Consider the following 26,480-nt stretch of genomic DNA (forward strand, 5'->3'; position numbering starts at 1 on the left):
CTCTCACTCGATCTCGAATGCGTCGGCCGCAAGGTGCGCGTGCTTGTCGTGCCAGTGCTGCGCGATCTGCAATCGCGTCGGCACCCAGACGCGCTCGTGCCTGCCGATGTAATCCAGGAAGCGCATCAGCCCCGCAGCGCGGCCAGGCCGGCCGGCAAGGCGGCAGTGCAGACCGACCGACATCATCTTCGGCGCGGTCTGCCCTTCCGCATAGAGCACGTCGAAGGCATCTTTCAGATAGGTGAAGAACTGCTCGCCGTCGGCAAACCCTTGCGGGTTGATGAAGCGCATGTCGTTGGCATCTAACGTGTAGGGAATGATGAGCTGCTTGCCGCCTGCGCCCCTGACCCAATACGGCAGATCGTCGGCATAGGAGTCGCAGAGATAGAGGAAGCCGCCCTCCTCCATCAGGAGACGGTTGGTGTTGATGGAGGAGCGCCCGGTGTACCAGCCGAGCGGCCGCGATCCGGTCGCCTCGATGTGGACGCGGATGGCTTCGGCGATCTCGGCGCGCTCCTGCGCCTCGGTCATGTCCTTGTGCTCGATCCACTTCAGGCTGTGGCTGGCGATGTCCCAGCCCGCCTCCTTCATGGCAGCTACGATTTCCGGATTGCGTTTCAGCGCGGTCGCGACTCCGAACACGGTGGCCGGCCAGTTGCGTTCGCCGAACATCCGCCACAGCCGCCAGAAGCCTGCGCGCGAGCCATATTCGAACATCGATTCGATGTTGGCGTGGCGCTGGCCCGGCCAGGGCTGCGCCCCGAGCACGTCGGACAGAAAGGCTTCCGAGGCGCGGTCGCCGTGCAGAATATTGTTCTCGCCGCCTTCCTCGAAATTGACGACGAACTGCACCGCGACCCGCGCGTTGCCGGGCCACTCGGGATGCGGCGGATTGCGGCCGTAACCGCGAAGATCGCGCGGGTAGCTTGCGTCGGTCACTCAGACTTCCTCGAAGCGGATCGGTAGAGCGCCCTTCCACAGCACGCTCTTGCCGAGCGTCGCCAGATTCTCCAGGCCCGAAGTCATCGTCATGAAATGGTTGCCGGCGAGCTGGCCCATCTTGCTCGCGAAAAGCACGCCACCATAGGCGAGCAGGATCTCGGTCTCGCTGATGCCGCCGGGATAAAGGATGATCTGGCCAGGCGCGGGATAGCTCGTGTGGTTCTCGTAGCCGACGCCGAAATCGAAATCGCCGAGCGGCATCCACACCCCTTCGCCACTCCAGCGCACATGGATGATGTGACTTTCGAACGGCAGCGCCTTGCGGAAGGCGGCGACAGTCTTGGGTGCCAGCTGCTCCTCGAAGCGGGCATCGAAGGTGAAATCGCCGGCGCGGATAACGAGTTTGCTCATCTCATCTCTCTGGGTCGGGGGCGTAGCCCATCGTGGACTCCTCGGCAAAGAGCATTCCGTCGGGCTTCGCGCAAGGGGCGTAGCCGCATCACCGGCGGTCGTAGGACCAGCCGAAAATGCCGCTCCGCCGGATCTCCGGCTCCGCGGCAGGCAGCGGCGCCTCCTTCAGTTCCGTGTGCGGCGACGGGGGCGGCGCCGGCAGGGTCTCGCATGTCATGGAGTAGACCAACTTGCCATCCGCCGTACGCCCGATCGGGGCACAGGGGTCCGGATGCGCCGCCGTGGTCTGCGGCTTCATCTTGACTTGCGCAGCCGCCGGCGAGGCGATCAGCAGCAGAACCAGCAGATATCTCGACATCGTTGTCGCCTGAAAACTCAACGCGACCATTGAACCGGATTGCGGCGGGCAAGTCCACCGGCGCCGCGGGTGCGATTGCGGAATATTTAGCCGGGCGCCCGGTCGTCACGGCGAGCGCAGCCATGCAGCCCTCTCGTGTCCCGGACAAGCTGCAACGCGCAAGCGTTGCGGCGCAGAGCCGGGACCCAGAAAGCGACACGGCAAAATGCGGAGAGATGGCCCCGGCTCTGCAGCGCACCGCTGAAGGGCGCTGCGCTGCGTCCGGGGCACGAGGCGAATGAGGCAGTGCTCGCAATGACCAAGCAAGGTGAAAGGACGTTGTTTTCAAACCCGCAGCTTACGCGCAGACACACCTTCGCATTCTCGCGGCGCGTCTCGCCCGAGCTTTGCTTGATCTCTCCACCCTCAAAGCCGGAGGGCGCAGGGAAGGCCGGGTGCCGGCTGGCACCCACGGTCCGCTGTGCGAAAGGCACACGCAGAAAACTGCACAGCGGCATACAGGTGAAGCCCAACACACGGCCTTCCCTGCGCAGTGGTTTGACGGCTTATGCCGCGCTCTCCTGGGAGCCGAGTTCGTTCTGGCCTCCCTCGCCCTCGTAGAAGTCACGGACACCGCGCCGGTTGACGCCAATGCCGCATCCGCAAGAGCTTGACCGTAGCAACGACGGCCAGGACCACACGGTTTTGCCGTACGCGCGGCTCGCCTGCGCCACAGGGTTCGACGGCCTTGTGCACCTTGCCATCGACATGCTGGCGCGACGAACCTGACAGCGCCGTCCGTCCTGCGCGAAGCTCAAGGGTTCACGGAGAGCAATCCGCCCTGCCCCTGGCCTTTCGCGCCCGACGCTGCCGCGTCCACCGCAAGCCCGGCTCCGCGATCATCACGACACATGATCGCCCCTCTCGGATGAGCCGGGATGGGCGATACATACGTCATTTCCGAATTTCGGTAAAGCGGAATATTTTTGCGCGAGGGGATTGACAGGCAGGCGACACATGAGACGGCCGGGAGAGCCGAAACTGGAAACAACAAAGGGGCGGTGCAAAGCACCGCCCCTTCTTCGCGCGTTCCAGAAGCTTGCCGCAGATTTGACCGATGACGTGCCGATCGCACCCGCGGCCTATGGCGAAAACGATCGCTTAATATGGCTGGGAATAGTAGCGCGGACCGTAATAAGGACCGCCGCCGTAATAGCCCGGGCCGCCGTAGTAAGGACCCGGGCCATAATAATAGCGGTTCTCATAGTATTCGCGGCGCTGGCTCTCGGCGATTGCTCCTCCGATCAGGCCTGCCGCCGCGCCCATGAAGGCGAGGCCCGCTGCGTTCGGGCCGCGCCGGTAATAGCGATGACGGCGAGCGGCGCTGAAATCGGTGGCGCCCGACACGGCCTGGCCAGCGACGTCTGTCCTGGCGGGCGGTGCCCCGGCCGAAGCGGCCACGGATGGCGAGGCGGAGACTGCGATCAGGGCGAGACTTGCGAAGGCGGCGACGAGCGTGCTGCGGCCGGCTGCGGGAATCATGGGTCTAATGCTCATTTTGACCTTCCTCTGTTCTCGCCCAAAGAGCCATATGCAACGACACGTAACGCGCAAACCACTGAGATGGTTTCCTGATCGCGGCGATCTGCCACGCTTTGAACGATTGTAAACCGAACGACTACGTCCAGCTTGAACCATCCAACCTGAGCGGATAATGAACAGCCGCGCCGTTTTTCGGTCGCCGTAAGCGTTTGACGTGAACCAACGCATCAACCGACGCCGTCGGAATCGATGCCATTTAAGGGTTCAACGTGATCGACGCGTCCTTTTCCTCGAAAGAAATCAGATGATTGCGGTTCGCAAACTGCCGGCGCGCTATGCGCCGATCGTAATGCCCTTTGTGCTGTCCGTCCTCATGACCGCGGTGGTGTCGGTCATTTCGACGCTGCGGAGCCTCGGCGCAACGCCGGCGTTCCTGGCAACCTGGCCCGGCGCCTGGGCGCTGTCATGGCTCGTCGCGTTTCCGACGCTGCTCGTGGTGCTGCCACTGGTCCGCCGGATCGTAGCCTGCCTCGTCGCCTCGCCACCTCGACAAGGCCAATAGACTACGACAGCGCCCCCAAAACCCCGCGCGTCGCCTTGTCGATTTCCTCGACATAGCGGCGGCGGGCAAAGGTCTCGGTGAGGAAGCCGACCACCTTGCGGCTGTCGGTTGAATCAACCACCGCCAGCATCTCGGCTTCCGCCTCGTCGAACACCGCCATCGCCGACTTCACGTTCATTTCCGGGATCAGCACGATATCAGTCAGGCGCGCCAGCTCGACCACCTGGATGTCGTCGGCGATGGTGTCGAGGTCGTTGGAGAACAGGTCGGGCAGCATGACGAGGCCGACATATTCGTCGGCATTGTTGACGACGACGATTCCGGGCCGTGACCCCAGCGCGAATTCGCGGCGCACGGCCGCGATCGTCGTGGTCGACGGAACCTTGCCGACGTCTGAACGCATCAAGCGCTCGACGGTGAGGTTGCGCAGCCAGCCGACGTCGTTGGCGCTGCGGATGGTCTCGCCACGCAGATGCAGGCGCCAGGTCGAGAAGGAATGGCCGAACATGAAGCGGACGCAGATTGAGGTGACGATGCAGCCGGCCAGCACCACGGCGGTGACGTCGACGTTGCGGGTCATCTCCAGCACCAGGAACGACATCGTCAAGGGACCGCCGACGATGGCGACGCCGAGCGTCGCCATGCCGGTCAGCATCGCGACCAGCGGATCGATCACGAAGTTCGGGCTGATCAAGAGGAGCACCGCGGCAAAGAACTTGCCGATCAGGCTGCCGACGAACAGCGAGGCGAAGAACAGGCCGCCCCGGAAGCCCGAGGCGAGCGAGATCAGGCAGGCTGTCACCTTCAGGGCGATGATCAGTGCGATCAGGCCGATCGTCATGTCATGAAAGAGATCGAGCACCATGGCGCCGTGGCCGGCTGCGAGCACCTGCGGCGTGACAATCGCGAAGCCGCCGACGATGAGGCCGCCGATCACCGGACGCAGCCAGACCGGCATCCAGGCGAACAGGCGCTCGAACGTCGGCGAGGAGCGCATCACGGCGATGCCGACGCCGCTGGTGACGAGCGCAAGTCCGATCAGGGCGAGGTACTGCTCGACGCCGACGGCGCTGACCTTCGGTATTTCCAGCGAGTACGGCGCGCCGCCGAGCCATTGCGCGGTCAGCGCGCCGGCGAGCGAGGCCGCCAGGATCGGAGCAGCGCTACCGACCGAATAGACGCCGACGATGAGCTCGCAGGCGTAGAAGGCGCCGGTGATCGGCGCGCCGAACGCCGCCGCGATTGCAGCGGCAGCGCCGCAACCGACCATCAGGCGCAGATCGTTGCGGCGGAGATTGAAGAACTTGCCGAGCAGCGAGGCGATGCCGGAGCCGATCTGGGTATAGCCGGCTTCGAGGCCGACCGAGGCGCCGCAGCCGTTGGAGATCAGGGTCTGGCTCGACACCACCAAGCTGTCCCGCATCGACAGATTACCGCCGCGCAGTGCGTTTGCCTCGATCGGGTCGACCGCATTCGAGATCTTCATGCGCCGCCGCGACCATTCCATGATGCCGAGCGCGAGCCCGCCGAGTGCAGGCGCGATCAGCGCCGCCCAGGGACTGACGCTCGCATTGGACGAGAGGCGGACATCGACAGGGATGCCGTAGATCACGACGTGCGCGATCTGGGCGATCTCGGCCATCAGCGTCACGATCGCGCCCGCGAGCGTGCCGATCACCAGCGCGAGCGGGATCAGGTAGAACTCGTTGCTGCGCAGCAGGGCACGCAGCCGAACCATGGTACGGTTCGTCCCCTTGCGATCGACGAGATGTCTGATCCGCACGAACACTTTCTGCCCGCCCTACCCTTCCGACAGGCCGTAGCCTGCCATGCGCTGGCGGACCCGTTCGATCTCGGCGCTCGGCAGCAGCGGCGGTTGTCCGATCTGGAGACAGCCGTGATATTGCCGCGCCAGTGTCTCGACCTCGACGGCGAGCCACATCGCCTTGTCCAGCGTCTTGCCGATCGCGATCATTCCGTGATGGTCGAGCAGGCAGGCAAGCCGGCTCTCCAGCGCCCGCACCGCATGTTCGGACAGCTCCACGGTGCCGAAAGTGGCATAGGGCGCGCAGCGGATGCTGTCGCCACCGGCGGCCGCGATCATGTAGTGCACCGGCGGGATCTCCATGCCCATGATCGCCAGGATGGTGCAATAGGTCGGATGGGCGTGCACGACGGCGTTGACGTCGGGCCGGGACTTCAGGATGTCGCGATGGAAGCGCCACTCGCTGGACGGCTTTTGACCGGGGGCATGCGAGCCGTCCATCGCCATGAACACAATCTGGTCCGGCGTCATAGCGTCATAGGGCACGCTGGTCGGGGTGACCAGAAGCCCATCCACATGCCGGATGCTGATATTACCCGAGGTGCCCTGGTTGATACCGAGCGCATTCATGCGGCGGCAGGCGTCGATGATGGCCTGTCTCTTGGCGAGCTCGTCCGCTGTCATCGACATCTCGATTTCTTCTCGGCTTCTTGGCGGTTTGTCGGCGCTGGGCGTTTGCTAGACCGGAAGTACGTCAAAGCAATAAGGCAGCGCAAGAGAAAGCGACCCGGACCGGCCCATGTCTTGCCGGCACGGCCGCAACGTCTGGAAATACATCGCAAAATCAAAGAATTACCAGATTGTCGCAGCCTCGCCGAACGCCCGGCTGGGCTGCCGCAATCCCGTTGTCGCGAATGGAGCCGAGCGGCCTGCGAGCAGCATGCCGAGCATGCGCGAGCGCACGGCATCTCCGGTGCGCTCGAGGATGCTGGGTATCAGATGAGCGGAGGCGAAGCACAGCAGCAGAAGCAGGCCCGAGAGCACGACCACGATGATGATCGCGAGCTTCGCAGCATCACGAAGGCGGACAGGGAGATGTCAATCGCTGCCGTCTCTTCCGGCCTGGCTTCTTCAAGTGCAGCGCCATAACAAAAGTTAACCCGCGTGCTTTGTAAAACGATCGGGCAGCTCGATCGGACAGCAACCATTCTGCACGATTGCCGTTTCACTCAGCATCGACACACGAATAGAAGCAGCCGCGACAATTGCACGAGCACCGTTCCACAATTGACCCGCACGATCCCGTTGCCTGCAATCACTGGGCGCTTCGATTAGGGACAAACGTCAGAGAGCTAAGGCTGCCATTCATCAATTCGGTAGCGCTGCGGATGCAGTGGCCTATGGTCTTCAGCAATGGAGGCACAGCGCATCGCGTGGCCAGTGGCAGGCCCGCAGCGGCGCGCCGCAGGTCGGTATTCTCTCCGATTCCATGGTCGCACGCGGCGAACAACTCGCCTCGGTCGCCTTGATCTGCGTCAACGCCGTCGGGCTCGTCGCGGGCGCGGTGCCACGGATCCTTCCGGCAGCGCCCGAAGCAGACATCGATGCTTACCTCGACGGCCTCGACGGCATTTTCATCGGCGGCGGACAAACCAACGTCCATCCCTCCCGGTATGGGCAAATGGCCGACGAGGCGCGCGACGGTCCGTTCGATGAATTCCGCGACGAGATTGCGCTTCGCCTGATCCCGCGTGCATTGGCGCGGGGCATCCCCGCTCTTTTCATCTGCCGCGGAATGCAGGAGCTGAACGTTGCTCTCGGCGGCACGCTGGCGAAGGAGCCGGACGATATGCCCGAGGACCAGCGTCATGGCACGCTGGTCGGCCTCGGCAATCCTATCAGCGGGCTGCACGTTCACGTCGAGGTGCCTGAGCCGGACCAACGCGTCGAGATCATGCACCGCCTGGTGCCGTTCCTGCCGCTGCTGCTGGCGCTCTCGACCTCGTCGCCGTTCTGGTGCGGCTATCCAACGGGACTGCTCGGCTACCGCAATGCCGCAAACGACGCCCTGCCCCGGACCGGTTTCCCCGAGATGTTTCGCAACCTCGCCGAATACGAGACCTATGTGAAGACATTGGTCGACGCCGGCATCGTCCCCAATGCCACCTATGTCTGGTGGGCGCTACGGCCGTCGCTTCAGCATCCAACCCTGGAGCTGCGCATCACCGACTGTTGCACGGCAATTGCAGATTCGGTAGCAATGGCAGCCCTGTTTCGCGCGCTGGTCCGGCATGTCGTGCACCATCCCGATCTCAATGCCACCTATTCGCCCGTGCACCGCGCGCTGATCGAGGAAAACCGCTGGCGAGCCCAGCGCTATGGAACCGACGGCACGTATATCGATCTGGCGTCCTTTGAGCCGATCTCGTTCAGGAGCTGGCTCGACGCGGTGATTGCCATGCTGGCGCCTGACATCGCGCATCTCGGCGTCGAAGGGGATATCCAGCATTTGAAGACGATCCCGAAGCGCGGCACTTCGGCGCATCTTCAGCTCGAATATTTCCGTAGTTTGCGGAAATTCGGTCGCTCGCCGCGGGAGGCCATTGCCGACGTGACGCAATGGCTGCGGACTTCGACCGAGGCCGGCGACTTCACGGCGCGCGGCAGTGAGCCGAAGGGCACGCCGGTACGGCAGCCTCTGGCGCATCTCGTCTGACACCCCCGAGCGCGGCCGCATGGAACGACGCTTCGGCAGCCGACTTAGCTCAGCATGCCCGTAATGGACATCGGTGGAGACCAACTATGAGCGACAGCGGAGTTAGCATGCTGCTGGGTCACGCCTCGGCCCAGATGCTTTGGCTCTGGTTCATCGGCGCGTTCGTGCTCGGCGGCGTCCTCGTCTACGGAGTGATGAAGGCCGGCCGCCTGCGCCGCAGCGAGCGTGCGCGGCTCGATCGCGCGACGGAAGAGCGACAGCGCCAGGAAGACCCCTATAAGCGCCCGACCTGAGCGATCGCCACGAACCCCGGTTGCCAGTTTGGAACTTTCGTTCTCGAAAGGGTTTTGATCGCCTGAGGATTGAGGAAGGCGACGCCTTCCCGTGTCACCTCAAGAGGAGGACGTATGGCTAAACGAGCGAAGAAACGCACAACCAAGAAGACCGCGGCGCGGCGACCGCGTCAGGCGCCGAAGATGCTCAGCGACCTGTTCCTGGAGACGCTGAAGGACATCTATTTCGCCGAGAACAAGATCATCAAGACGCTGCCCAAAATGGCAAAGGCCGCAAACTCGAAGGAGCTTGCGGCGGCGTTCAACAAGCATCTGCGCGAGACCCAGGGCCAGGTCAAACGTCTCGACCAAGTCTTCAAAATGCTGGGAAAGCCGGCGCGCGGCAAGCCCTGCGAGGCCATCAACGGCATCGCGGACGAGGGCGCCGAAATCATGAAAGAGTTCAAGAACGCCCCCGCCCTCGATGCGGGCCTGCTCGCCTCGGCACAGGCGGTCGAACATTACGAAATCTCCCGCTACGGCACGCTGCGGACCTGGGCCGAGGAGCTCGGCATGCAGGATGCGGCAAGGCTGCTTCAGGAGACCTTGGACGAGGAAGAGGCGACCGACCACGCGCTGACCGAGCTCGCCACCTCCGTGATCAACCTCGAAGCGGAAGAGGAGTACCGCGCAGCGGCCTGACGCCGCGCGTGGCCGATAACGGAACGCCGCGGTGCGAGCCGCGGCGTTTGCCTTTTTTGGATCGCAGGATCCGCATGGCACGTCCGCGCCGGCGGGCTGGAATTCTGGGGAACCAGTCCCATATGCAGCCTTTCCCATCGCCGAGTCCGCATCATGCAACCCAAAAATCCCCTCGACTGGATGCTGTCCGAAGCCCTGGACTCGCTCACCCGCGCCGAACGGCTGCGCCAGCAGTTCGGCCGCCAGGAAGCCTGCTGGGAGCCACCGATCGACGTGCTCGAAACCGAGCATGAGCTCCTGATCCTGATCGCGCTTCCCGGCGTCAATCCGAGCAATGTCGAGACGGCGATCCATGACGGCGTGCTCGTGATCTCCGGCCAGCGCACCCTTCCCCCGGAGCTTCGCAACGCCCGCATCCACCGGCTCGAACTGCCGCAGGGCCGCTTCGAGCGGCGCATCGCGCTTCCCCTTGGCCGCTACGCCATCAGCCGCTTCGTGATGGACGGCTGCGTCGCGCTGCGCCTCGCCAAATCCTGAGATCGATCATGGCTCCCGAACAGATGAATACCCAGCAAAACGGTTCCGACGTGAAGATCCCCGAGGACGCACTGATCGTCATCCCCGTGCGCGAGATGGTGCTGTTTCCCGGTGCCATCGCGCCGATTTCGATCGGCCGCGCAAGGTCCATCGCCGCCGCGCAGCAGGCGCTGCGCGAGCAGCGGCCGGTCGGCATCGTCCTGCAACGCAGCCCCGAGATCGACGAGCCCGGCCCGGACGACCTCTACCGGGTCGCGACCATCGCCAATATCGTGCGCTACATCACCGCGCCCGACGGCAGCCACCACATCGTCTGCCAGGGCGTGCAGCGCGCCCGCATCCTCGACTTCCTGCCGGGCACACCTTTCCTGGCAGCTCGCATCCAGCAGATCCCCGAGCCGACCACGACCTCGCCTGAGATCGAGGCGCGCGCGCTCAACCTGCAGCGCCAGGCCATCGAGGCGATCGAGCTGCTGCCGCAGGCACCGCCCGAGCTGGCCGCGATGTTCCAGGGCACCAGCGCGCCCGGCGCGCTGGCGGACCTCGCGACCTCGTTCATGGACATCAAGCCGCAGGACAAGCAGGAGGTGCTGGAGACCATTGACCTCGCCTTGCGGGTCGAGAAGGTGTCGAAGCACCTCGCCGAGCGGCTGGAGGTGCTGCGCATCAGCAACGAGATCGGCCAGAAGACCCGGGCCAGCTTCGACGAGCGGCAGCGCGAGGCGATCCTGCGCGAGCAGATGGCGACCATCCAGCGCCAGCTCGGCGAAGGCGACGGCAAGCAGGCTGAGGTCGCCGAGCTGACGGCTGCCATCGCCAAGGCCAACATGCCGCCCGAGGCGGACGCGCACGCCAAGAAGGAGCTGCGTCGCTACGAGCGCATGCCGGAGGCCGCCGGCGAAGCCGGCATGGTCCGCACCTATCTCGACTGGCTGATCGAGCTGCCCTGGGCCCTGCCCGCGGAGAAGCCGATCGACATCAAGGAGGCGCGCCGCATCCTCGATGCCGATCATTTCGGCCTGGAGAAGATCAAGAGCCGGATCATCGAATATCTGGCGGTGCGCAAGCTCGCCCCGCAGGGCAAGGCTCCGATCCTGTGCTTCGTCGGCCCGCCCGGCGTCGGCAAGACCTCGCTCGGCCAATCCATCGCACGCGCGATGGATCGCCCCTTCGTGCGCGTCAGCTTAGGCGGCGTGCATGACGAGGCGGAGATCCGCGGCCACCGGCGCACCTATATCGGCGCGCTGCCCGGCAACATCATCCAGGGCATCAAGAAGGCGGGCGCCCGCAACTGCGTGATGATGCTCGACGAGATCGACAAGATGGGCCGCGGTGTGCAGGGCGACCCTTCCGCCGCCATGCTGGAGGTGCTCGACCCCGAGCAGAACGGGACGTTCCGGGACAATTACCTGGGCGTGCCCTTCGACCTGTCGCGCGTGGTGTTCATCGCGACCGCCAACATGCTGGATCAGATCCCGGGTCCGCTCCTGGACCGCATGGAGTTGATCAGCCTCGCCGGCTACACCGAGGACGAGAAGCTGGAGATCGCGCGGCGCTACCTGGTGCGGCGACAGCTGGAGGCCAACGGCCTCTCGGCCGAACAGGCCGAGATCGAGCCGGAGGCGCTGAAGCTGATCGTCAAGGGCTACACCCGCGAGGCCGGCGTGCGTAACCTCGAGCGCGAGATCGGCAAGGTGTTCCGGCATGCCGCGGTGCAGGTCGCCGAGGGCACGGCCGCAAAGGTCGTGGTGGGCCCGAAGGACATCGCCATCGTACTCGGCCAGCCGCGCTTCGAAGGCGAGATCGCGCTGCGCACCAGCGTTCCGGGCGTTGCCACCGGCCTTGCGTGGACGCCGGTCGGCGGCGACATCCTGTTCATCGAGGCGACGCGCGTGCCCGGCAAGGGCGGGCTGATCCTGACCGGTCAGCTCGGCGACGTCATGCGCGAGAGCGTGCAGGCTGCGCTGACGCTGGTGAAGAGCAAAGCCACCCAGCTCGGCATCGATCCGCAGCTGTTCGAGAAGAGCGACATCCATGTTCACGTTCCCGCGGGCGCGACCCCGAAGGACGGACCGAGCGCGGGCGTTGCGATGTTCACGGCGCTAACGTCCCTGCTCACCAATCGCACGGTGCGCAGCGACACCGCGATGACCGGCGAGATCTCGCTGCGCGGCCTGGTGCTGCCTGTCGGCGGCATCAAGGAGAAGGTGGTGGCGGCCGCCGCTGCCGGATTGAAGCGGGTGATGCTACCGGCGCGCAACAAACGGGACTACGACGAGATCCCAAAGAGCGCGCGGGACAACCTCGAATTCATCTGGCTGGAGCGCGTGGACGAAGCCATCGCCGCGGCGCTCGAGCCGGCTGACGCCAAGGTCGAAGCTGCGGAGTAACGGTGATGAGCGGATTGCTGGAAAGAGCGAAGCGATCGCGGAAAACGCAGCGGCTGCGCCGGCTGCTCGATCGCGCCATCGACCGGGTGCGCGATGCGCTGGTGGCGCCAGGACCGCGGCTTGAGCCAGTCCCGGTCCGGGTGAAGCGCCGCAAGGGTTGAGCCCTCCGTCTCAAGCCCTCGCGGCAGCCCCAAATAAAAGGCCCCCTCCGATCGAGGGGGCCTTTGCGTTGTCAGGCCACGGCGTCCTTGGCAGCCTTGACCGGGCGGGCGCGGACGATCTTCCGGGCCGGCTTGGCCTTGAACATCATCTCTTCACCCGTGAACGGGTTGGTACCCTTGCGCGCCTTGGTCGCGGGCTTCTTGATGACCACGAACTTGGCGAAGCCCGGCACCAGGAACAGGCCGTTCTTCTTGAGCTCCTTGTGACCGACGTCGGTCAGCGTCTCCATGACGCTCTTGACGTCCCGCTTGGAAAGCTCGGTGGCGGTCGCAATCTTTTCGATCAGCTGCGATTTCGACATTTGGGTTGGCATCGTGTCTCCTCTGATTCGTTGCCGGTTGCATATTAGACCAACCGGCGAAGGCCTATAGCCTTCTGCACAGTTTTGTCGCGGTTTTTACGGGCTTTTTTGGCCCTCTGTGACAAAAAACCCTGCATTTTAGCTGCTTGCGGAGCGAAAGGAGCCTCAGGCAGCGGTTTTTGCCTTGTTTCAAAGGCCCGCAAGCCACCTTGCTAAAGCTGATTCGATGCTTTCGACAAGCGACGACCGGCCTCTTTGCCGGAGGCCGGTCGCGATTCACCCTGAAATACAAGGGCTAGACGCGCTCGATGATGACGGCGGGCGCCATGCCGCCGGCGGCGCACATGGTGACGAGACCGCGCTTGAGGTCGCGCCGTTCGAGCTCGTCGAGTACGGTGCCGATCAGGATCGAGCCCGTCGCGCCGATGGGATGGCCGAGCGCGATCGAGCCGCCATTGACGTTGACCTTGGCGCGATCGAGCCTGAGATCGCGGATGTATTTTTCCGTAACCACCGCAAAGGCCTCGTTGATCTCGAACAGGTCAATGTCATCGACGGTCAGCCCCGCCTTCGCCAGCACCTTGCGCGTCGCCGGGACCGGCGCGTTCAGCATCAGGGTCGGCGAGTCCCCCATGTTGGCCATCGCCACGACGCGGGCGCGCGGTTTGAGGCCATGTGCCTTGGCGTAGGCCGGCGAAGCCAGCAGGATTGCGGCGGCGCCGTCGACGACGCCAGACGAGTTGCCGGCGTGGTGCACGAAGTCGATCTCGAGGTCGGGATACTTTTGCAGGATCAAGCCGCGATAGGTCGTGCCCTTATCGTCGAGCGCATAGTCGGCGACGGCGGAGAACGCCGGCTTCAGGCTGCTCAGCCCCTCCATCGTGGTCTGCGGGCGCGGATATTCTTCATGGTCGAGCGCAAGGCAGCCGTCCTCGCGGTGGACGGGCACGAGGCTCTTCTTGAAGTGGCCGTTCGCGATCGCATGCGCTGCCCGTTTCTGGCTCTCGAGCCCGAGCGCGTCGACGTCCTGCCGCGTGATACCCTCCAGCGTCGCGATGGCATCAGCGCAGACGCCCTGATGCGACTGCGGGTGCCGCGCGCGCAGGCGAAGATTGCCGCTGTCCATCATCATCGGACCAAAGCCGCGCCGCCCCTCCATCGACATCATCTCGCAGCCGCCGGCGATGACGAGGTCTTCGGCGCCCGCCATGATCGAGCTGGCGGCCATGTTGACGCTGGTGATGCCGGAGCCGCAGAAGCGGTCGAGCGTCACCGCGCTCGCGCGCACGTCATAGCCGGCATCCAGCGCCGACATCCGCCCGAGATCGCCGCCTTGCGTCGCGACCTGCGCGCTGCAGCCCCAGACGATGTCGTCGACATCGGCGGTATCGATGCCGGTGCGGTCGGCAAGCGCGCGCAGCACGGTTGCACCCAGTTGCTGCGGATGAATGCCCGAGAGTGCTCCCTTGCCGGCCTTGCCGACGCCCCGCGGGGTGCGGCAGGCATCGATGATGAGCGCGTCAACCATTGGCGTTGTCCTCTTGTTTATGGGTGTTGAGAGGCGTTGTGAATTAGGGGGACAGGTGAGTCAATGCGTGGCGTGTGCACCCCTCACCCGGATTTTCCGCTACGCGTAAAATCGGGCTAGGGGCATGCGATCTGAGCGATCGGGCGCGAAAGCCTCAGCGACGTCATGGATCTAGGGGGGAAGAAGGCGCTCACACACCCGCCGCGTTGTTCGCGATCACGTTGCGGTAGAAGCTGGCGCTGAGCTTTGGGGTGCGGACCTGGGTGTCGAAATTAACGTGGTAGAGGCCGAAGCGCTTGTTCAGCCCGTACACCCATTCGAAATTATCCATCAGGCTCCAGAGGAAGTAGCCGCGCACCGGCACACCCTCAGTGGTGGCGCGCTGGAGCTGGGCGAGATAGTTGCGCAGATACATGATGCGATCGGTGTCGTAGATCTTGCCGTCGGCCGTGACGACGTCATCGCTGGAGGTGCCGTTCTCGCTGATATAGATCGCGTCGGTCTTCCAGATCTTCGCAGCCAGCTTCGGGACCCAGTAGATCGTCTCGGGACCGACGCGCAGCCAGTCCGAGTTCATGTGCGGGAACGATTTCGGGATCGGCAGCGGCATGAAGCCGGCACCCTGGTCGGAAGCCACCACATAATTCTGCGGCGCGTAGATGTTGAGGCCGAGGAAATCGACCGGCGAGGAGATGATCTTCAGCTCCGCATCGGTGTATTTCGGCGCGTTGGGCCCGGCGAATTTCAGGAAGGCGTCGGTATACTTGCCCGTCATGATGACGTTGAGATAGCCGGCATTCATCTCGCGTAGCGCGATTCCCGCGGCGCGGACGTTCTCCGGCGTGTCGATCGCGGGCGCACAGGCATCGATGTTCTCGGCCGGCCCTACGCGGGTGCCGCGGCGGCCATCGGCGCGCACCGCCTGCACGGCGAGCCCGTGCGCGAGCGCACTGTTGTGCCTGATCTGGTTGACCTCGGCCTGCGGCAGCGTCAAGCCCGGCGCGTCGATGCCGATGCCGTAGCCAAAATAGACGAAGCGGCCGCTCTCGTTCAGCGTGAACACGTTCTTGACCCGGTCGGTGAGATGCTTGGCGACATAGGCCGCATAGTCGCCGAAAATCTTGCAGGTCTCGGTCGAGCGCCAGCCGCCGAAACGGTCCTGGAGCGATTGCGGCAGGTCCCAATGATACAGTGTCAGCCACGGCTCGATGCCGTTCTTGAGGAGCTCGTCGATCAGGCGGTTGTAGAAGTCGAGCCCCTTCAGATTGGGCTTGCCGTCGCCGTCCGGAAACACCCGCGGCCAGGCCACTGAGAAGCGATAGGCCTTGCAGCCGAGCTCTTTGATGAGCGCGACATCCTCCTTGTAGCGTTGATAATGCTCGTTGGCGCGGTCGCCATTGGTGCCGTCCTCAATCTTGCCGGGGATGCGGACAAACTTGTCCCAGATCGAGGCCCCTCGCCCATCCTCGTTGACCGCACCCTCGACCTGATAGGACGAGGTCGCCGTGCCCCAGAGGAAGCCTGCGGGGAAGCCGTTTCCGCTGCGCGGCGGCGATACCGGCTTGACCTCGAGGGCTTCAAGCGGACTCGCAACTCCGGCTGCGGACAATCCCGCCAGCTTGGCAAACTGGCGACGCGAGACGGGGTCCGACATTGATGCTGCTCCGCTTTCTTCATTTGGGCCCGGCACAATGAACAGTTCCGGGCCGTTTGAGAAGCGCATGCGGGAGGACCCAGATCCGGCAAGCCTAGATGACGCAGCAGGCACGATGTCGTCCATTTTCCTGCGTCGGCTGAACACCTCTCGTGTTCAGGGCCGGCGATTTTAGGGCCGGGTTGTTCCGACTGAACCAACCACAACCTGCATCAGCCAGGCGATGCCGGCGTCTCTCATCGCTGCCTTGGTTGCGATGGCCCGGATCGTATCCGGTTTGCGCGCGAAAGGCAGTTCGACAAACACCAAGCCGAAGCGGCCGGCATGGTGCTCCACCAGTCGGCGCGGCAACGCTGCGATCAGATCAGACCCAGAAAGCTGGACAAGCGCCATCATGAAATTCGGGACCGTCAGGGCGATGCGGCGTTCGAGGCCACGCTTTGCCAACATCTCGTCGACGAAACCACGCGGTTCACCGCTGAGAGACACCAGCAGGTGCTGTGATCGCGAGAATGCAGCACGGGGTGGCGCTGTTGCCAAGGGATGTCCCCTGCGCATGGCCAGCACGAACTCCTCCTCATAGAGCCTGCGTGCCTCGAAACGCGATGATACCGCCGGCAGCGGCAGCATTGCGATATCGAGCTCGCGTGTTTCGAGCATGTCGAGACTTTGGTGCCAGGGCTCTCCGATCGCGCCGCCGCGCGGCGCAGGCATCAGATGGATCAGCCCGATGTCAATGTGAGGTGCCGCAGTCGCGATCGAACGCAAGAGCGGAACGGTTGTGGAGACCAGGACGGCGTCGGGGGCGCCAATCGTGAACCGACGGCTGCTTTTCACAGGGTCGAACGGCGCAGCCGACCCGATCAGCTGTTCGACACGCGCGATGATCTCGGCCACCGGCTCCCCAAGCTCCAACGCCCGCGCCGTTGGAACGACGCCCTTCGGTGTCCGCAGGAACAGCGGATCGTTCAGCAGAAGCCGGAGCCGGCCAAGCGCATGGCTGACAGCCGACGGCGTCAGGCTCAGCCGAGCGGCTGCGCGCGCGACATGACGTTCTTCCAGAACGACGCGGAAGAGCACGAGGAGATTCAGATCAATCCTGGATAGATCAATTTTCTTCAGCATATTGCTGAAATCATATCGCTGGATTCATCAAGATCAAGGTCGCATGGATTGGGCTCGCTCGTCGTTCGATCAGGAGTCCTGAAATGACCAAGAGACCGCCCGGGCTGAACAAATCGCCAGGCTCGCCGGAGGCGATGTCCCGGCGCTCGATGATGGCCGCTACGGCTGCGCTTCCTCTGTCCGCTCAGCTTTCGGCCGATGCGGCCGCCGGGAACGACGTGATAGCCAGCCTCATCGAACGCGCCCGCGAGAAGAATGCCGCCTTCATGCGTGGCGACATGGATCGCTGGTTCCAGCTTGTCCGCATTGCGCCGGATTTCACGCTGATGCAGCCCTTCGGCGGTCCTGCAAGTCGCGGATTCGACGCCAGCCCGAAGCGCTTGGCTGACCTATCGCGATACTTCAGGGAAGGCGAAACCGAACTCGAGGTTTTGCAAACCTATGCATCGAACGAGCTCGTCGTTCTCGTCATGGTCGAACACCAGCGGGCCGAGGTGGGCGGGTTGGCGGCTCAAGACTGGTCGCTGCGCGTTACTGAAGTCTACCGCAAGGATGGCACGGATTGGCAACTCGTGCACCGTCATGCGGATCCGCTGGTCCGAAGCATCACCTTGCAACAAGCGGCGATACTCGCCCGGGGTTGGAGGGAGGAAAAATGATCTCCCTCGCCTCGCTGGAGCAGCCAACTGACTCAGAACGTCGCCGCATTCCGCGTGAAACGTCCCCCTGCTGGTTGGCGCGCGCGGGGGGATTCTGCGTCGCCATTCTGAAGTTTGCAGGGCGTTAGGTGGCAAGGCTTCGACGAGCGGTTTCGTCGCGATGGCGCACGCGCTCAGCGCGAGCGCTTCGGCAACTTCGGCAGCTTGTCGGGATTGAACTCCGGCATCTGCCCGGCTCGTTCAGGTGCCGGTGGCTGCTGTTCAGTCAGGATGAGCGTGCCCTGGAGGATCATTCCCGGGACTTGTATCGCTGTCGCCGTGTAACTCGCGATCTTGCCGGGGCAGCTTCCTTCGATTGCAGCGTGAGCTCATCGTCGTTGCCGAACACCGTTGCGCGGCCGTCGGTATGGCGCTTGGTCGATACCGTGGCGGTGAAGCGATCGCCATCGACGTGACAGGAGCCATGATACGTCATCAGGCTGTCGCGGCCCCAGATTTGTCCGTCTGCGACATGGACGATCCCGGTGCCCTGGTCGAGCGGCGTCTTGTACCAAGCCGCGTAGGTGCCGTCCTTCAGCATGGGAGCCATCTCCGCCTGGTACTCCTGAGCGGATAGTCCGCAGCATTAGTGCTAAGAAAGCGTTACTCGCGCGGCCCGTGCCAATCCGGTTGGTCCCTCCGCAACTCGGCCTCGAGCTCCTCGATGATGCTGTGAAGCAGACATGCGGCGAGCGGATCTGTCACTTCCCGCTCCAGGCGCCGATAGCGTGCGATCTTGAATTCCTGCTCTCGCAACTGGTGCTCTGTCATCAGCCGGGCCCTCCGACGAACCGACGCAGAACCGGCCGGGGAGTTTCGTTAAAATTTTCGGATCATTCGCGATGGTTTCTGTTTGGTTAAAGACAATACGCGGCGAGGAATTCAGGGGCCGATCTTGTTCAAGCCAGGTCGCTTGGGAAAAGCGGACATGGGAACCCCGACGCGCCGCCCGCTACGGGGAACAGGCGACATCAGAAGTTGCGAGTTAATTAGGAGAGTCAATTCGAGCGGCGCCTCGAGCGCTCGCCCGTCCCTTCGGCCTCGTTCCTCGCTACTTCTTTTTCACGGTCCCGAAATCCGGCTGCCAAGCGGCTTCCTTGCGGTTCGGCGCCGCAGCGATCACCTTGGCCTTTTCCTTCTTCGGCTTCTTGGCTTCGCGATTGCCGCGTTGCTGGCCTTTCGCCATGTCGCTCTCCTTTGGTGGTTTGAGTTCGTCGAGTTCGTTCGACTGCAGCACCCGCCCGCGCGGAGTGCAGACCCTAACGTCCATGTAGCCTTCGCGCAGCAGTCTTCGCGCAAGCCGCAGCGCGACCGTTGCACTGCCGCGGCCGAGATTGGAGCTGCCGTATTCGTTGGTTCCGCTGACCAGATATGGCACGCGGGTTGTCCTAGCCATTGAGGACGGCGGCTCCGCATACGAGAAGCAGCAAAAACAACGGAACGATCACCGGCGGCACGATCCATTCCGAGATGCGAACACGCGACATCGAATGCTCCTGCGAGGCCTTCGGCGGGAGCACACGTGACCCTCAGTCACCGGTCGAAGCCGTTGAGATGTGCGGTGATGGTGGCGAGGCTACGCCCGCGCCGAGCCAATAGCGAGCGTTAAATGCCGCGCGCGCGACGGCTCCGCCGCGACATCTTCATTTGCCGGCTGGTCACGATAGTGCTGGCTATTGCCATGCGAAGGGCGCATGGTTGCGACAGCCGGCATCGGTTGGGGCTTCACTTGCGAAAGGCAGGCGTGCATGACCATCCGTTCGCGGCGAGAAACCGTCAAGTTCAAGCATCCGTTCCGCATCCGCGGCATCGAGCGCACCTTGCCGGCCGGCGCCTATGAGGTCGTCACAGACGAGGAGACGATCGAGGGCCTGACCTTCTCGGCCTATCGCCGCATTGCCACAATGATCACGGTGCCCGCCGAAGGCGCTTGCGGCGCCACGGAGATGCTGTCGATCGGCTCGATCGATCTTGCGAACGCACAAGCCGCGGACGCGAGCATCACCAATGACTGACCGGCCGGTCGATCTCGACAAGCATCGCGGCATGGCCGCGCAGAAGGCAACCGACCTGCGCCGTGCGTTGGCTGACGTGGAGGCGCATCTCCGCGAGCTCCGCGAGCGTGAAGCCGATCTCGAAAACCGCATGATGACGGTGCCAGCCGCGTCCTGGCCGGAGGCGGCAGTGAAGGCGCGCCATCTGCTCAACCTCTATGCTGCGAGTCTGCCTTCCGAGGATACGCGCCATCGCGCGCTAGTGGCAGCACTGTTCGACGATTTCGCCCGGCTGTCGGGCGAGGTCTGAGGCGAACGACGGCCGCCCTGCATTCTCGACATGCCGCAATCAGGTTAACGGAGCAAGCCATGACACTGACCAGCGGCCGCTTTATCGGCCACGAATACGACCGAATGATCGTCCGGTTCTCGATGCATGACGGTGCCCGGGAGATTCCTTGCGCGATCTCGACCTCTGCGATGGACGACCTCGAGCGCGGCCCGCAAGTCAAACCCGAGCAGCGGGAGGCCCAATTCAGCCGATTGCGGGATCGCATCGAAGCATGCGCGGCGAGCAAATATCGTGCGACGGAGTTCGAGGGCACGCCGCCAGGCATTGTGCTGCGAGGCATCGATTTCAGGTCATAAGCAACGACAGCACCGCGACCGGCGGCGTCACAGGTGACGCCACCATCATGTTATGAGACCGGACATGCCGTTGCTGCGGAATCTCCGGAACGAGGATCTTTCTACTCCGCGCGCGCCTTGATCTCCGGCAGTGGCGCCTTGCGCTCGAAGGGCTTCTTCTTGGGCGGCGCGGGCAGCAAGCCCTCCCTGATCGCCTGCTTGCGAGCGAGCTTGCGGGCCCGGCGGATGGCCTCGGATTTCTCGCGAGTCTTTCGCTCCGACGGCTTTTCGTAGGAACGTCGCTGTTTCATTTCCCGGAAGACGCCCTCGCGTTGCATCTTCTTCTTGAGAACGCGGAGCGCCTGGTCAACGTTGTTGTCTCTGACAAGTACGTGCAATTGATCATCCTTGCTGGGGGCTGCGAATGCGACACGTCCTGCAGGGCAGCCAATTGCGCAGGCGCTTCATGGCGATTTTTGAGGATAGCGGCGACATTCGTCGCGACTTCGGACGAGCCGATCTGCTTGTCACAGCGATGCAGCTTGGTGACACCAACGTGACCACTGTCGTGCTGTGCTGTCAATCGCTAACGTCTTGCTTGCAGGCCGGCAGACACACGCGAAGTGCTGCGATCGGAACACCCGAGGAGCCTCGCAGAAACAAATTGGCTTGCGTCCTTGCGAAATCGGGAATGTGATGTATATTGACCTTGTTCGATTAGCCGCTGTGCCTTGTTGAATGCGCCCCGCGGGCTCCTTTTCCAAAGACATCGACGAAGTTGAAGATAACCGCGTGATTGTCGCGCGGAACGCGTTCGCGCGCTTTGGAGAAGAACATGACGACAGGTACTGTGAAGTGGTTCAACGGCCAAAAGGGCTTCGGTTTCATTCAGCCGAACGATGGTAGCAACGATGTGTTCGTTCACATCAGCGCCGTCGAACGCGCCGGTCTGGCGGGCCTCGGAGAAGGCCAAAAGGTCAATTTCGAGGTCAAGACCGACAAGATGCGAGGAAAAGTCAGCGCTGAGAACCTCTCGCTGGCTTGATATCGTGGCGCCGTTTCACGGATGTACTGAAACGGCCCCCCTGCCCGCTCGATCTTCGGATTGAGCGGGTTTTGTCGTTTGCCAGGCCGGGTGAGCAATGAGCGCCAAGAAATCGGCAGACCTGTCACCCGAAGGCATCGCGCGTCTAAATCGTAAGCAGCTGGCCGCCGAAGAGGGAGCGCGCGCATTGGCGGACGCCGAAAGACAGGCTATCGAGATTCGCAAGAACATGGCGCGGCTCCGCGAGGTGCGCGAGGCCAAGGAAGCGGCCGATGAAGCTGTTCGAATAGCTTTGCCGGCACCCAAGAAGCGTTCGAGGAAGCCGGCGCGATAGTCGCCTTCAACGCCACCGAAACTTAAAGGGGCCGATCACATGCCGGAAAGTGCAGGTCGTGCCTAGAATCCCGCCAGATCACGGAACCATCACTTTCTTTCTCGCTTCCGGCGCAAATCGGCAGATGTGCCCGCTCGCGACGACATTCAACACGCGGAAGCAGGCCATCAGGTATCTCCAGAAGCATCGAACGGAGTTCGAGCGCATGGCGCCGGGCGCGACATCGTTCTGTCAGGGCTTCGAGGGCTTTTGATCCCACGGGCGCTTGCCGTCCGCGTCTCGATCCCAGGGCCGCGCTGTGGGTGCGCTCTTTTCGGCCTCGGCCGCTTTCGCGCGGTCATGCTTAACCTGTTCGCGATCGGTAAAGGGCGGGTTTTGAGTGGAGCTGACTTGAGCAAGGACCGGAACTGTGGTGACCAGCGCAATCATAAGGAATTTTATCATCCCCGTGTCTAGCACCGATCTCGGAACGCGTCCCATTTAGTTTGTCCGCTCGCCGTTTTCAGGCTGCAGAGCTTGGCCTCTCTTCTCTTGGCTGTCGGCACAGCGCCGGTATTCCTCCGCCAATTCCCGGAGAGCCGCAGTGGCGGTGCGAGTCCTCCTCAGGCCGTAGCGGAAGGCAGTGCATCGAGCACGCCTAGAACGTCACCCGCATGCCCGCATAGAACGCCCGCGGCCTTGCCGGGCTGAGCGAGCGCGGGTCGGTGAATTCTGCGCCGCCATTGGTGAAATTGGGCACGGCCTCGCGGTCGAAGAACTGTCCGTAGGTCGCGTAACGCTTGTCGAAGACGTTGTCGATGCGGCCGTAGAGCTGGACGTTCTTTGCGACCTGATAGGAGGTGTGGAGGTTAAAGACCGTATAGGACGGCAGCTTCGCGTATTGGTTGGACTCATCGCCGACCAGATACTGGTTGGAGACGAACAGCGCGTTGCCGCCGACCTTCCAGACGTCGGTCACAGAGTAATCGACGCCGACCTTGACGCGATGGCGCGGGACCGCGGGGATCTGGTTGCCGGGCAAGACCCGGATGGTCTCGGTGGCCGGATCGGCAAACGGGCTTTCCGAGCCGAGTTCGAGCGGGTCAAGGAAGCGCGCGTCGACGAAGGCGTAGCTCGCCTGGAACTGGAGCGCCGGAGACTTGATGTTGACTTCGGCTTCGAGTCCCTGCCGCCGCGTCCGGCCGACATTGGAAAAATAACCGAAGCCTGTGCGCCCGACGGCGGGTACCGCAAGGATGTCCTCATGATTGGTGGCTCGGAAGCCGCCGATCTTCCATCCGAGCGTGCCGATGTTCAGCTCCTTGGTGCCGCGCAGGCCCGCTTCCACGGTCTTCGACACGACCTGCTTCAGCGGCGGATCGGAGACGAGAAACGCTGCGATCAGGCAGGGACGGGCTGGATCGGAGCAGCCGAGTTCGAGCGGCGTCGGCACGCGGTTGGCCTCGGAATAGCCGGCATAGGCGGTCAGCTCGGGGGTGATCTTGTAGGTGCCGCCGATCACCGGGTTGAAGCGGGTGAAGGTGTGATCGCCGTTGAGCGCAGTGCCGAGCTGATCTTCCAGCGTGATGCGCGCCACGTTGAAGCGACCGCCGCCGGTGATGGCGAAGGCATCCGTGACGTTGAACGTGTCCATCGCGTAGAGGCCGTTATATTGGTTGATGGTCCGCAGCGAGACAGGACCGGCAACGGGATCTGGTAAGCCGGTCGGCCCCAGGAAGACACCGCTGCCGCTGACGACGTAATTTTCTGCAATCGAGCCGATCTCGGCGGTGGCGTTGTAGCGCGTGACACCGGCGTCATAGGTTGCACCCATCACGAAGCGATTGTCGTGCCCGAACAGCTGATCGGTGTTGGTGGCCTGTCCCGAAACGCCGAAGCTGGTCGAACGGATCGTGCCCCGGTCGATCTCGCCAAGGATCGTTCCCGGCGCAAACGGATTGGCAAGCTGCACGCCGTTCACGCCGTTTGCGGGCGTGGTGTCATCGCCGAAGCACAGCAGCGTCGGATCTACACCGCACTCCTGCGCATCGGTCGGGTTTCCGTCGACGATCTTCTGCTCGTAGCGGCGCACATGCGCGGTACCTTCGAGCGTCCAGGTCGGCGTCGCATCGACCTTTCCGATCAGGTTGAGATAACCAACGCGATTCGAGGTGATCTGCGGTGTAGTGTAGGTCGCGCCCCAATATTTTTCGAGCAACTCGGCGGGAACGGTGGCGCTGGCGCCGAAATCGTTTTTGGCCACTCCCATGTTGGCGTGGAATTCGCTGTCGCCCGCCTTGTAGCCGACATCGCCGTAGAAGCGCCGCACGTCCGATCGGGAGAAGTTGCGAAAGCCGTTGTCGTGCAGGCCTTCGAGCGCGCCGTAGACGGCGTAATTCTTGTCGACCTGCTTGCCCCATTGCGCCGAGCCCTGGATGCGACCGAACGAGCCCCCCATGACATCGAGCTCCGCACCCTGATAGGTGAAGCCGTCCTTCATTTGCAGGTTGATGGCACCGCCCAGCGCATTGAGACCGAAGGCGGGATTGTTGGTCACCAGCGTCACCGACCTGATCGCGGCGGTGGGAATAAGGTCCCAATTGACGGCGTCGGAGAAGGCTTCGTTGATGCGGACGCCGTTCTGGTACACCGCAAGGCCTTGCGGCGTGCCGGTCACGGGCGAAGCGACGAAGCCGCGGAATTCGACGTCGGGCTGAAACGGATTGCCGGTGACTTCGCTGATGTTGACGCCGGCGATGTTGTCGCGCAGCGCGTCGGTGACGTTCAGGGAGCCGGTGCGCTTGATCTGGCTGGCATCAACGGCATTGATCGCCGACGGGACCTTGTCAACATCAAGACCTCTGCCGGTGCCCGGCGCGGTCGGATAGACGTAAATGCGCGTCCTGGGGCTGGCGGACCCGGGCGTTCCGACGCGTGCGACCGGTCGCGACGGCGTCGTGCGCCTCGTCGCCGACGCTGGCGCGGTCACCTCGACCGGTGGCAGGTTCTGAACGTTGGTCTCTTCGTCCTGCGCGGCCGCGGCAGGGTGCGCGAACAACCCGGACACCAGCCCCGTCGAGATCGAAGCCATCAATAAACGACGCTTGAACCAGAGACCCTTGCCCATCCCCGCCTTCCCATCCGTGACGACCGGCTGTCGTGATTTTCCGCCGTTCGGTCGAGATGAGTGTATTCGGCCGCAATGAGCGCGCCAGCCACAAAAGATCGGACGATATCCGCGCTCGTTTTCCCGATGAAATCGGGAATTTTTCCCGATCGTTTCGGGCGCGATCAGGCAGCCGCCGTGGGAACCAGCGCCTCCACCGTCAAACCGTTCTCGCCAGAGACGACATTGAGGGTGCCGCCCAGCGCCAGGATCCGCTCGCGCATGCCGACGAGACCGAAGCCGAGCTTCTGACCCGGCTCCATGCCGCGGCCATTATCGCTGACCCGTACCCGGGCGCAGACGCGGCCGTCGCGCCCGTGCTGCCCGGCCGGCTCGATGACAACGTTGACCGCGGTCGCGCCGGCATGGCGGAACACGTTGGTGAGCGCCTCTTGCACGATGCGGTAGATGGTGAGGTCGGCAGTCTCGCCGGTCGCGCCCAGCGCCGGCGAGATCGAGGTCTCGATGGTGACCTCGGGATGCGACTCCCGCCATAGCCGCGATAGCGATTCGAGCGCCTGGCGCAGGCCAAGCTCGGCGAGGCCGACGGGCCGGAGGCGCTCCAGCACGCGGCGGGTGAACTGCTGGAGCGCGTTGATCTGCTCCAGCAAGGCGCTGCCGTGCTTTCGCACCGCCTCCGCACTCGGCGCCCGTCCGTCCGCCAGCTTCGCCAGCGCGCTGGCATGAGCGCGGAGCGAGAACAGATACGGTCCGAACTCGTCATGCAGCTCGCGCGCGATCTCCTTGCGCTCGACGTCCTGGAGCGACACCGCACGCTCGGCAAGGCGCCGCTTGTCCTCGACTGCCTCGCCGAGCGCTGCTGCGAGATGATTGAGCTTGCCGCAGATCGCGCCGAGCTCGGGCGCACCGCCTGGCGTGACCCGCGCGTCATAATGCCCGCCCTCGATCTCGGACATCGTCTCGGCCAACGACTGGAGCGGCGCCAGAGCCCGGCCGACCACATTCATCATCACCAGGAACAGCACCACCGCGATGACCGAGCCGACCTCGAGCTGGGTCACGATGCTGTCCCAGATCTCGGCAATCTCGTCGTTCGGATGCGAGGTGATCACGAGCGAGCCGGGCTTGCCATGGATCGAGCCGGGCACACTGACGGCGGTCTGCTCGGGATGAACCAGGCTGACGAACCAAGCCGGCGGCCCGCGCGTGTCGGCGTCGGCATCGGCCCGGGGCGGCGTAAGCGGATTTCCGCCGGCGTCATGGAGCGCGATGCTGACATGGCGCAGGCGACTGAGATCACGCGCAATCTGGTTCAGCCGGGCGTCCGGATCGGGCGCCTCGTTCAGGTCCGCCACGATCATCTCGATGAACTCGCGTGCGAGCCGGATCACGCTCTGGTCCTCGGCCTGCACGCGCGGCCCCGCCTCCGCGATCTGGCGGCCGATATTGACGGCCAGCCCCAGCGCCAATAGCAACGCCAGCAACAGGTTGATGCGCCCGCGCAAGGAAAGATTTTGCCACATTGGTATCGCTCGTGCCCCGCGAAGGTTCTGCCCCGCCTCTCCGATGACGTTGACAGAGGCGAAGCGGCGGATATCTAATCGGAAGCGTACAGCAATCCCGGCCGGGTTGCATGAGGCGACATGAGACGCGCGCGTCTTGCCTGGTCG

The 26,480-nt window shown here is 63.7% G+C and carries 29 protein-coding genes and 1 pseudogene; 14 read left to right on the top strand and 16 right to left on the bottom strand.

The features are described 5' to 3' along the window. Positions 1 to 3: 3 nt before the first annotated feature. The 4 genes from puuE to IVA96_RS34640 form a co-directional block, all read right to left on the bottom strand. Entirely contained in the window at positions 4 to 939 is a 936-nt protein-coding gene (puuE, locus tag IVA96_RS34625; RefSeq protein WP_247422218.1) for an allantoinase PuuE, read from the bottom strand. Beyond that, the gene (locus tag IVA96_RS34630) at positions 940 to 1,353 is read right to left on the bottom strand and encodes a DUF3830 family protein (RefSeq protein WP_247422219.1); all 414 of its coding nucleotides are present in this window, start codon (positions 1,351 to 1,353) and stop codon (positions 940 to 942) included. It lies immediately after the preceding gene. A gap of 88 nt (positions 1,354 to 1,441) precedes the next feature. Further along, on the bottom strand, positions 1,442 to 1,711 hold the full coding sequence (locus IVA96_RS34635; protein ID WP_247422220.1) for a hypothetical protein: 270 nt from the start codon (positions 1,709 to 1,711) through the stop codon (positions 1,442 to 1,444). Between the two features lie 1,140 nt (positions 1,712 to 2,851). Next, a complete protein-coding gene (locus tag IVA96_RS34640) occupies positions 2,852 to 3,247 on the bottom strand; it encodes a hypothetical protein (RefSeq protein ID WP_247422222.1) in 396 nt (131 codons plus the stop codon). 289 nt (positions 3,248 to 3,536) lie between these two features. Between IVA96_RS34640 and IVA96_RS34645 the strand changes: the two genes are divergently transcribed. Further along, complete coding sequence (locus IVA96_RS34645) at positions 3,537 to 3,794, top strand: DUF2798 domain-containing protein (protein WP_247280534.1); 258 nt, start codon at positions 3,537 to 3,539, stop codon at positions 3,792 to 3,794. Between the two features lies 1 nt (position 3,795). Here the strand turns inward: IVA96_RS34645 and IVA96_RS34650 are convergent, their stop codons facing one another. The 3 genes from IVA96_RS34650 to IVA96_RS34660 form a co-directional block, all read right to left on the bottom strand. After that, the gene (locus tag IVA96_RS34650; protein WP_247337156.1) at positions 3,796 to 5,583 is read right to left on the bottom strand and encodes a chloride channel protein; all 1,788 of its coding nucleotides are present in this window, start codon (positions 5,581 to 5,583) and stop codon (positions 3,796 to 3,798) included. Positions 5,584 to 5,595: 12 nt separating this feature from the next. Further along, on the bottom strand, positions 5,596 to 6,249 hold the full coding sequence (locus tag IVA96_RS34655) for an L-fuculose-phosphate aldolase (RefSeq protein ID WP_247422226.1): 654 nt from the start codon (positions 6,247 to 6,249) through the stop codon (positions 5,596 to 5,598). Positions 6,250 to 6,411: 162 nt separating this feature from the next. Continuing rightward, complete coding sequence (locus IVA96_RS34660) at positions 6,412 to 6,609, bottom strand: hypothetical protein (protein ID WP_346015551.1); 198 nt, start codon at positions 6,607 to 6,609, stop codon at positions 6,412 to 6,414. 343 nt (positions 6,610 to 6,952) lie between these two features. On the opposite strand from IVA96_RS34660, the gene IVA96_RS34665 reads away from it, so the two are divergent. The 6 genes from IVA96_RS34665 to IVA96_RS34690 all read left to right on the top strand — a co-directional run bounded on the left by IVA96_RS34665 (position 6,953) and on the right by IVA96_RS34690 (position 12,337). Further along, positions 6,953 to 8,275 (top strand): YbdK family carboxylate-amine ligase, encoded by a 1,323-nt coding sequence (locus IVA96_RS34665; RefSeq protein ID WP_247422229.1) that lies wholly within the window; start codon positions 6,953 to 6,955, stop codon positions 8,273 to 8,275. 86 nt (positions 8,276 to 8,361) lie between these two features. Continuing rightward, entirely contained in the window at positions 8,362 to 8,568 is a 207-nt protein-coding gene (locus tag IVA96_RS34670) for a hypothetical protein (protein WP_247280529.1), read from the top strand. A gap of 114 nt (positions 8,569 to 8,682) precedes the next feature. Then, entirely contained in the window at positions 8,683 to 9,249 is a 567-nt protein-coding gene (locus IVA96_RS34675) for a ferritin-like domain-containing protein (RefSeq protein WP_247354566.1), read from the top strand. A gap of 153 nt (positions 9,250 to 9,402) precedes the next feature. Then, entirely contained in the window at positions 9,403 to 9,786 is a 384-nt protein-coding gene (locus tag IVA96_RS34680; RefSeq protein WP_247422230.1) for an Hsp20/alpha crystallin family protein, read from the top strand. A gap of 8 nt (positions 9,787 to 9,794) precedes the next feature. Continuing rightward, positions 9,795 to 12,176 (top strand): endopeptidase La, encoded by a 2,382-nt coding sequence (gene lon, locus IVA96_RS34685; protein WP_247422231.1) that lies wholly within the window; start codon positions 9,795 to 9,797, stop codon positions 12,174 to 12,176. A 5-nt stretch (positions 12,177 to 12,181) separates the two neighbouring features. Next, the gene (locus tag IVA96_RS34690) at positions 12,182 to 12,337 is read left to right on the top strand and encodes a hypothetical protein (protein WP_247422233.1); all 156 of its coding nucleotides are present in this window, start codon (positions 12,182 to 12,184) and stop codon (positions 12,335 to 12,337) included. Between the two features lie 71 nt (positions 12,338 to 12,408). Here the strand turns inward: IVA96_RS34690 and IVA96_RS34695 are convergent, their stop codons facing one another. The 4 genes from IVA96_RS34695 to IVA96_RS34710 form a co-directional block, all read right to left on the bottom strand. Continuing rightward, positions 12,409 to 12,711, bottom strand: a complete 303-nt coding sequence (locus tag IVA96_RS34695; RefSeq protein WP_084805933.1) for an HU family DNA-binding protein — start codon at positions 12,709 to 12,711, stop codon at positions 12,409 to 12,411. 283 nt (positions 12,712 to 12,994) lie between these two features. Next, positions 12,995 to 14,227, bottom strand: coding sequence for an acetyl-CoA C-acetyltransferase (locus tag IVA96_RS34700; RefSeq protein ID WP_247422235.1), 1,233 nt, complete (start codon positions 14,225 to 14,227; stop codon positions 12,995 to 12,997). 190 nt (positions 14,228 to 14,417) lie between these two features. After that, positions 14,418 to 15,881: a GH1 family beta-glucosidase gene (locus tag IVA96_RS34705; RefSeq protein ID WP_247422237.1), complete on the bottom strand. Its 1,464-nt coding sequence runs from the start codon at positions 15,879 to 15,881 to the stop codon at positions 14,418 to 14,420. Positions 15,882 to 16,052: 171 nt separating this feature from the next. Then, positions 16,053 to 17,006 (bottom strand): LysR family transcriptional regulator, encoded by a 954-nt coding sequence (locus IVA96_RS34710; protein ID WP_247422238.1) that lies wholly within the window; start codon positions 17,004 to 17,006, stop codon positions 16,053 to 16,055. An 83-nt stretch (positions 17,007 to 17,089) separates the two neighbouring features. On the opposite strand from IVA96_RS34710, the gene IVA96_RS34715 reads away from it, so the two are divergent. Further along, entirely contained in the window at positions 17,090 to 17,665 is a 576-nt protein-coding gene (locus IVA96_RS34715) for a nuclear transport factor 2 family protein (protein WP_247422239.1), read from the top strand. A gap of 173 nt (positions 17,666 to 17,838) precedes the next feature. On the opposite strand, the pseudogene IVA96_RS34720 reads toward IVA96_RS34715, so the two are convergent. Then, a pseudogene (locus IVA96_RS34720) lies at positions 17,839 to 18,245 on the bottom strand (hypothetical protein). A gap of 510 nt (positions 18,246 to 18,755) precedes the next feature. Then, positions 18,756 to 19,082 carry a hypothetical protein gene (locus IVA96_RS34725; protein ID WP_247422241.1) on the bottom strand — a complete coding sequence of 109 codons (327 nt, stop codon included), beginning with the start codon at positions 19,080 to 19,082 and terminating at the stop codon, positions 18,756 to 18,758. A 370-nt stretch (positions 19,083 to 19,452) separates the two neighbouring features. Between IVA96_RS34725 and IVA96_RS34730 the strand changes: the two genes are divergently transcribed. From IVA96_RS34730 to IVA96_RS34740, 3 genes are read left to right on the top strand one after another with little or no spacing between them, the layout of a single operon-like run. Next, entirely contained in the window at positions 19,453 to 19,719 is a 267-nt protein-coding gene (locus IVA96_RS34730) for a hypothetical protein (RefSeq protein WP_247280519.1), read from the top strand. After that, positions 19,712 to 20,008, top strand: a complete 297-nt coding sequence (locus IVA96_RS34735; protein WP_247302020.1) for a hypothetical protein — start codon at positions 19,712 to 19,714, stop codon at positions 20,006 to 20,008. The genes IVA96_RS34730 and IVA96_RS34735 overlap by 8 nt, the downstream gene beginning before the upstream one ends. A gap of 59 nt (positions 20,009 to 20,067) precedes the next feature. Beyond that, a complete protein-coding gene (locus IVA96_RS34740; protein WP_247280517.1) occupies positions 20,068 to 20,346 on the top strand; it encodes a DUF1488 domain-containing protein in 279 nt (92 codons plus the stop codon). 101 nt (positions 20,347 to 20,447) lie between these two features. Here the strand turns inward: IVA96_RS34740 and rpsU are convergent, their stop codons facing one another. Continuing rightward, the gene (gene rpsU / locus IVA96_RS34745; protein WP_247280516.1) at positions 20,448 to 20,723 is read right to left on the bottom strand and encodes a 30S ribosomal protein S21; all 276 of its coding nucleotides are present in this window, start codon (positions 20,721 to 20,723) and stop codon (positions 20,448 to 20,450) included. 437 nt (positions 20,724 to 21,160) lie between these two features. Between rpsU and IVA96_RS34750 the strand changes: the two genes are divergently transcribed. From IVA96_RS34750 to IVA96_RS34760, 3 genes are all read left to right on the top strand, one after another. Further along, a complete protein-coding gene (locus IVA96_RS34750; protein ID WP_247280515.1) occupies positions 21,161 to 21,370 on the top strand; it encodes a cold-shock protein in 210 nt (69 codons plus the stop codon). Between the two features lie 97 nt (positions 21,371 to 21,467). Beyond that, positions 21,468 to 21,704, top strand: coding sequence for a transcriptional regulator (locus IVA96_RS34755; RefSeq protein ID WP_247302033.1), 237 nt, complete (start codon positions 21,468 to 21,470; stop codon positions 21,702 to 21,704). A 49-nt stretch (positions 21,705 to 21,753) separates the two neighbouring features. Continuing rightward, a complete protein-coding gene (locus IVA96_RS34760) occupies positions 21,754 to 21,957 on the top strand; it encodes a hypothetical protein (protein ID WP_247422242.1) in 204 nt (67 codons plus the stop codon). 384 nt (positions 21,958 to 22,341) lie between these two features. Here IVA96_RS34760 and IVA96_RS34765 read toward each other — a convergent pair whose 3' ends face one another. Together IVA96_RS34765 and IVA96_RS34770 are read right to left on the bottom strand one after the other, a co-directional pair. Continuing rightward, positions 22,342 to 24,810 carry a TonB-dependent receptor gene (locus IVA96_RS34765; protein ID WP_247422243.1) on the bottom strand — a complete coding sequence of 823 codons (2,469 nt, stop codon included), beginning with the start codon at positions 24,808 to 24,810 and terminating at the stop codon, positions 22,342 to 22,344. A 164-nt stretch (positions 24,811 to 24,974) separates the two neighbouring features. After that, a complete protein-coding gene (locus IVA96_RS34770; protein WP_247422244.1) occupies positions 24,975 to 26,333 on the bottom strand; it encodes a histidine kinase in 1,359 nt (452 codons plus the stop codon). Positions 26,334 to 26,480: the final 147 nt, after the last annotated feature.

It is taken from the genome of Bradyrhizobium sp. 159 (genome assembly GCF_023073795.1).
Taxonomy (GTDB): domain Bacteria; phylum Pseudomonadota; class Alphaproteobacteria; order Rhizobiales; family Xanthobacteraceae; genus Bradyrhizobium.

What these genes read in the sequence shown, in the direction of transcription:
- IVA96_RS34630 (WP_247422219.1), bottom strand. Translation starts at nt 1,353, where the DNA reads ATGAGCAAACTCGTTATCCGCGCCGGCGATTTCACCTTCGATGCCCGC.
- IVA96_RS34635 (WP_247422220.1), bottom strand. Translation starts at nt 1,711, where the DNA reads ATGTCGAGATATCTGCTGGTTCTGCTGCTGATCGCCTCGCCGGCGGCT.
- IVA96_RS34640 (WP_247422222.1), bottom strand. Translation starts at nt 3,247, where the DNA reads ATGAGCATTAGACCCATGATTCCCGCAGCCGGCCGCAGCACGCTCGTC.
- IVA96_RS34645 (WP_247280534.1), top strand. Translation starts at nt 3,537, where the DNA reads ATGATTGCGGTTCGCAAACTGCCGGCGCGCTATGCGCCGATCGTAATG.
- IVA96_RS34655 (WP_247422226.1), bottom strand. Translation starts at nt 6,249, where the DNA reads ATGTCGATGACAGCGGACGAGCTCGCCAAGAGACAGGCCATCATCGAC.
- IVA96_RS34670 (WP_247280529.1), top strand. Translation starts at nt 8,362, where the DNA reads ATGAGCGACAGCGGAGTTAGCATGCTGCTGGGTCACGCCTCGGCCCAG.
- IVA96_RS34675 (WP_247354566.1), top strand. Translation starts at nt 8,683, where the DNA reads ATGGCTAAACGAGCGAAGAAACGCACAACCAAGAAGACCGCGGCGCGG.
- IVA96_RS34680 (WP_247422230.1), top strand. Translation starts at nt 9,403, where the DNA reads ATGCAACCCAAAAATCCCCTCGACTGGATGCTGTCCGAAGCCCTGGAC.
- lon (WP_247422231.1), top strand. Translation starts at nt 9,795, where the DNA reads ATGGCTCCCGAACAGATGAATACCCAGCAAAACGGTTCCGACGTGAAG.
- IVA96_RS34690 (WP_247422233.1), top strand. Translation starts at nt 12,182, where the DNA reads ATGAGCGGATTGCTGGAAAGAGCGAAGCGATCGCGGAAAACGCAGCGG.
- IVA96_RS34695 (WP_084805933.1), bottom strand. Translation starts at nt 12,711, where the DNA reads ATGCCAACCCAAATGTCGAAATCGCAGCTGATCGAAAAGATTGCGACC.
- IVA96_RS34700 (WP_247422235.1), bottom strand. Translation starts at nt 14,227, where the DNA reads ATGGTTGACGCGCTCATCATCGATGCCTGCCGCACCCCGCGGGGCGTC.
- IVA96_RS34705 (WP_247422237.1), bottom strand. Translation starts at nt 15,881, where the DNA reads ATGTCGGACCCCGTCTCGCGTCGCCAGTTTGCCAAGCTGGCGGGATTG.
- IVA96_RS34710 (WP_247422238.1), bottom strand. Translation starts at nt 17,006, where the DNA reads ATGCTGAAGAAAATTGATCTATCCAGGATTGATCTGAATCTCCTCGTG.
- IVA96_RS34715 (WP_247422239.1), top strand. Translation starts at nt 17,090, where the DNA reads ATGACCAAGAGACCGCCCGGGCTGAACAAATCGCCAGGCTCGCCGGAG.
- IVA96_RS34730 (WP_247280519.1), top strand. Translation starts at nt 19,453, where the DNA reads ATGACCATCCGTTCGCGGCGAGAAACCGTCAAGTTCAAGCATCCGTTC.
- IVA96_RS34735 (WP_247302020.1), top strand. Translation starts at nt 19,712, where the DNA reads ATGACTGACCGGCCGGTCGATCTCGACAAGCATCGCGGCATGGCCGCG.
- IVA96_RS34740 (WP_247280517.1), top strand. Translation starts at nt 20,068, where the DNA reads ATGACACTGACCAGCGGCCGCTTTATCGGCCACGAATACGACCGAATG.
- IVA96_RS34750 (WP_247280515.1), top strand. Translation starts at nt 21,161, where the DNA reads ATGACGACAGGTACTGTGAAGTGGTTCAACGGCCAAAAGGGCTTCGGT.
- IVA96_RS34755 (WP_247302033.1), top strand. Translation starts at nt 21,468, where the DNA reads ATGAGCGCCAAGAAATCGGCAGACCTGTCACCCGAAGGCATCGCGCGT.
- IVA96_RS34765 (WP_247422243.1), bottom strand. Translation starts at nt 24,810, where the DNA reads ATGGGCAAGGGTCTCTGGTTCAAGCGTCGTTTATTGATGGCTTCGATC.
- IVA96_RS34770 (WP_247422244.1), bottom strand. Translation starts at nt 26,333, where the DNA reads ATGTGGCAAAATCTTTCCTTGCGCGGGCGCATCAACCTGTTGCTGGCG.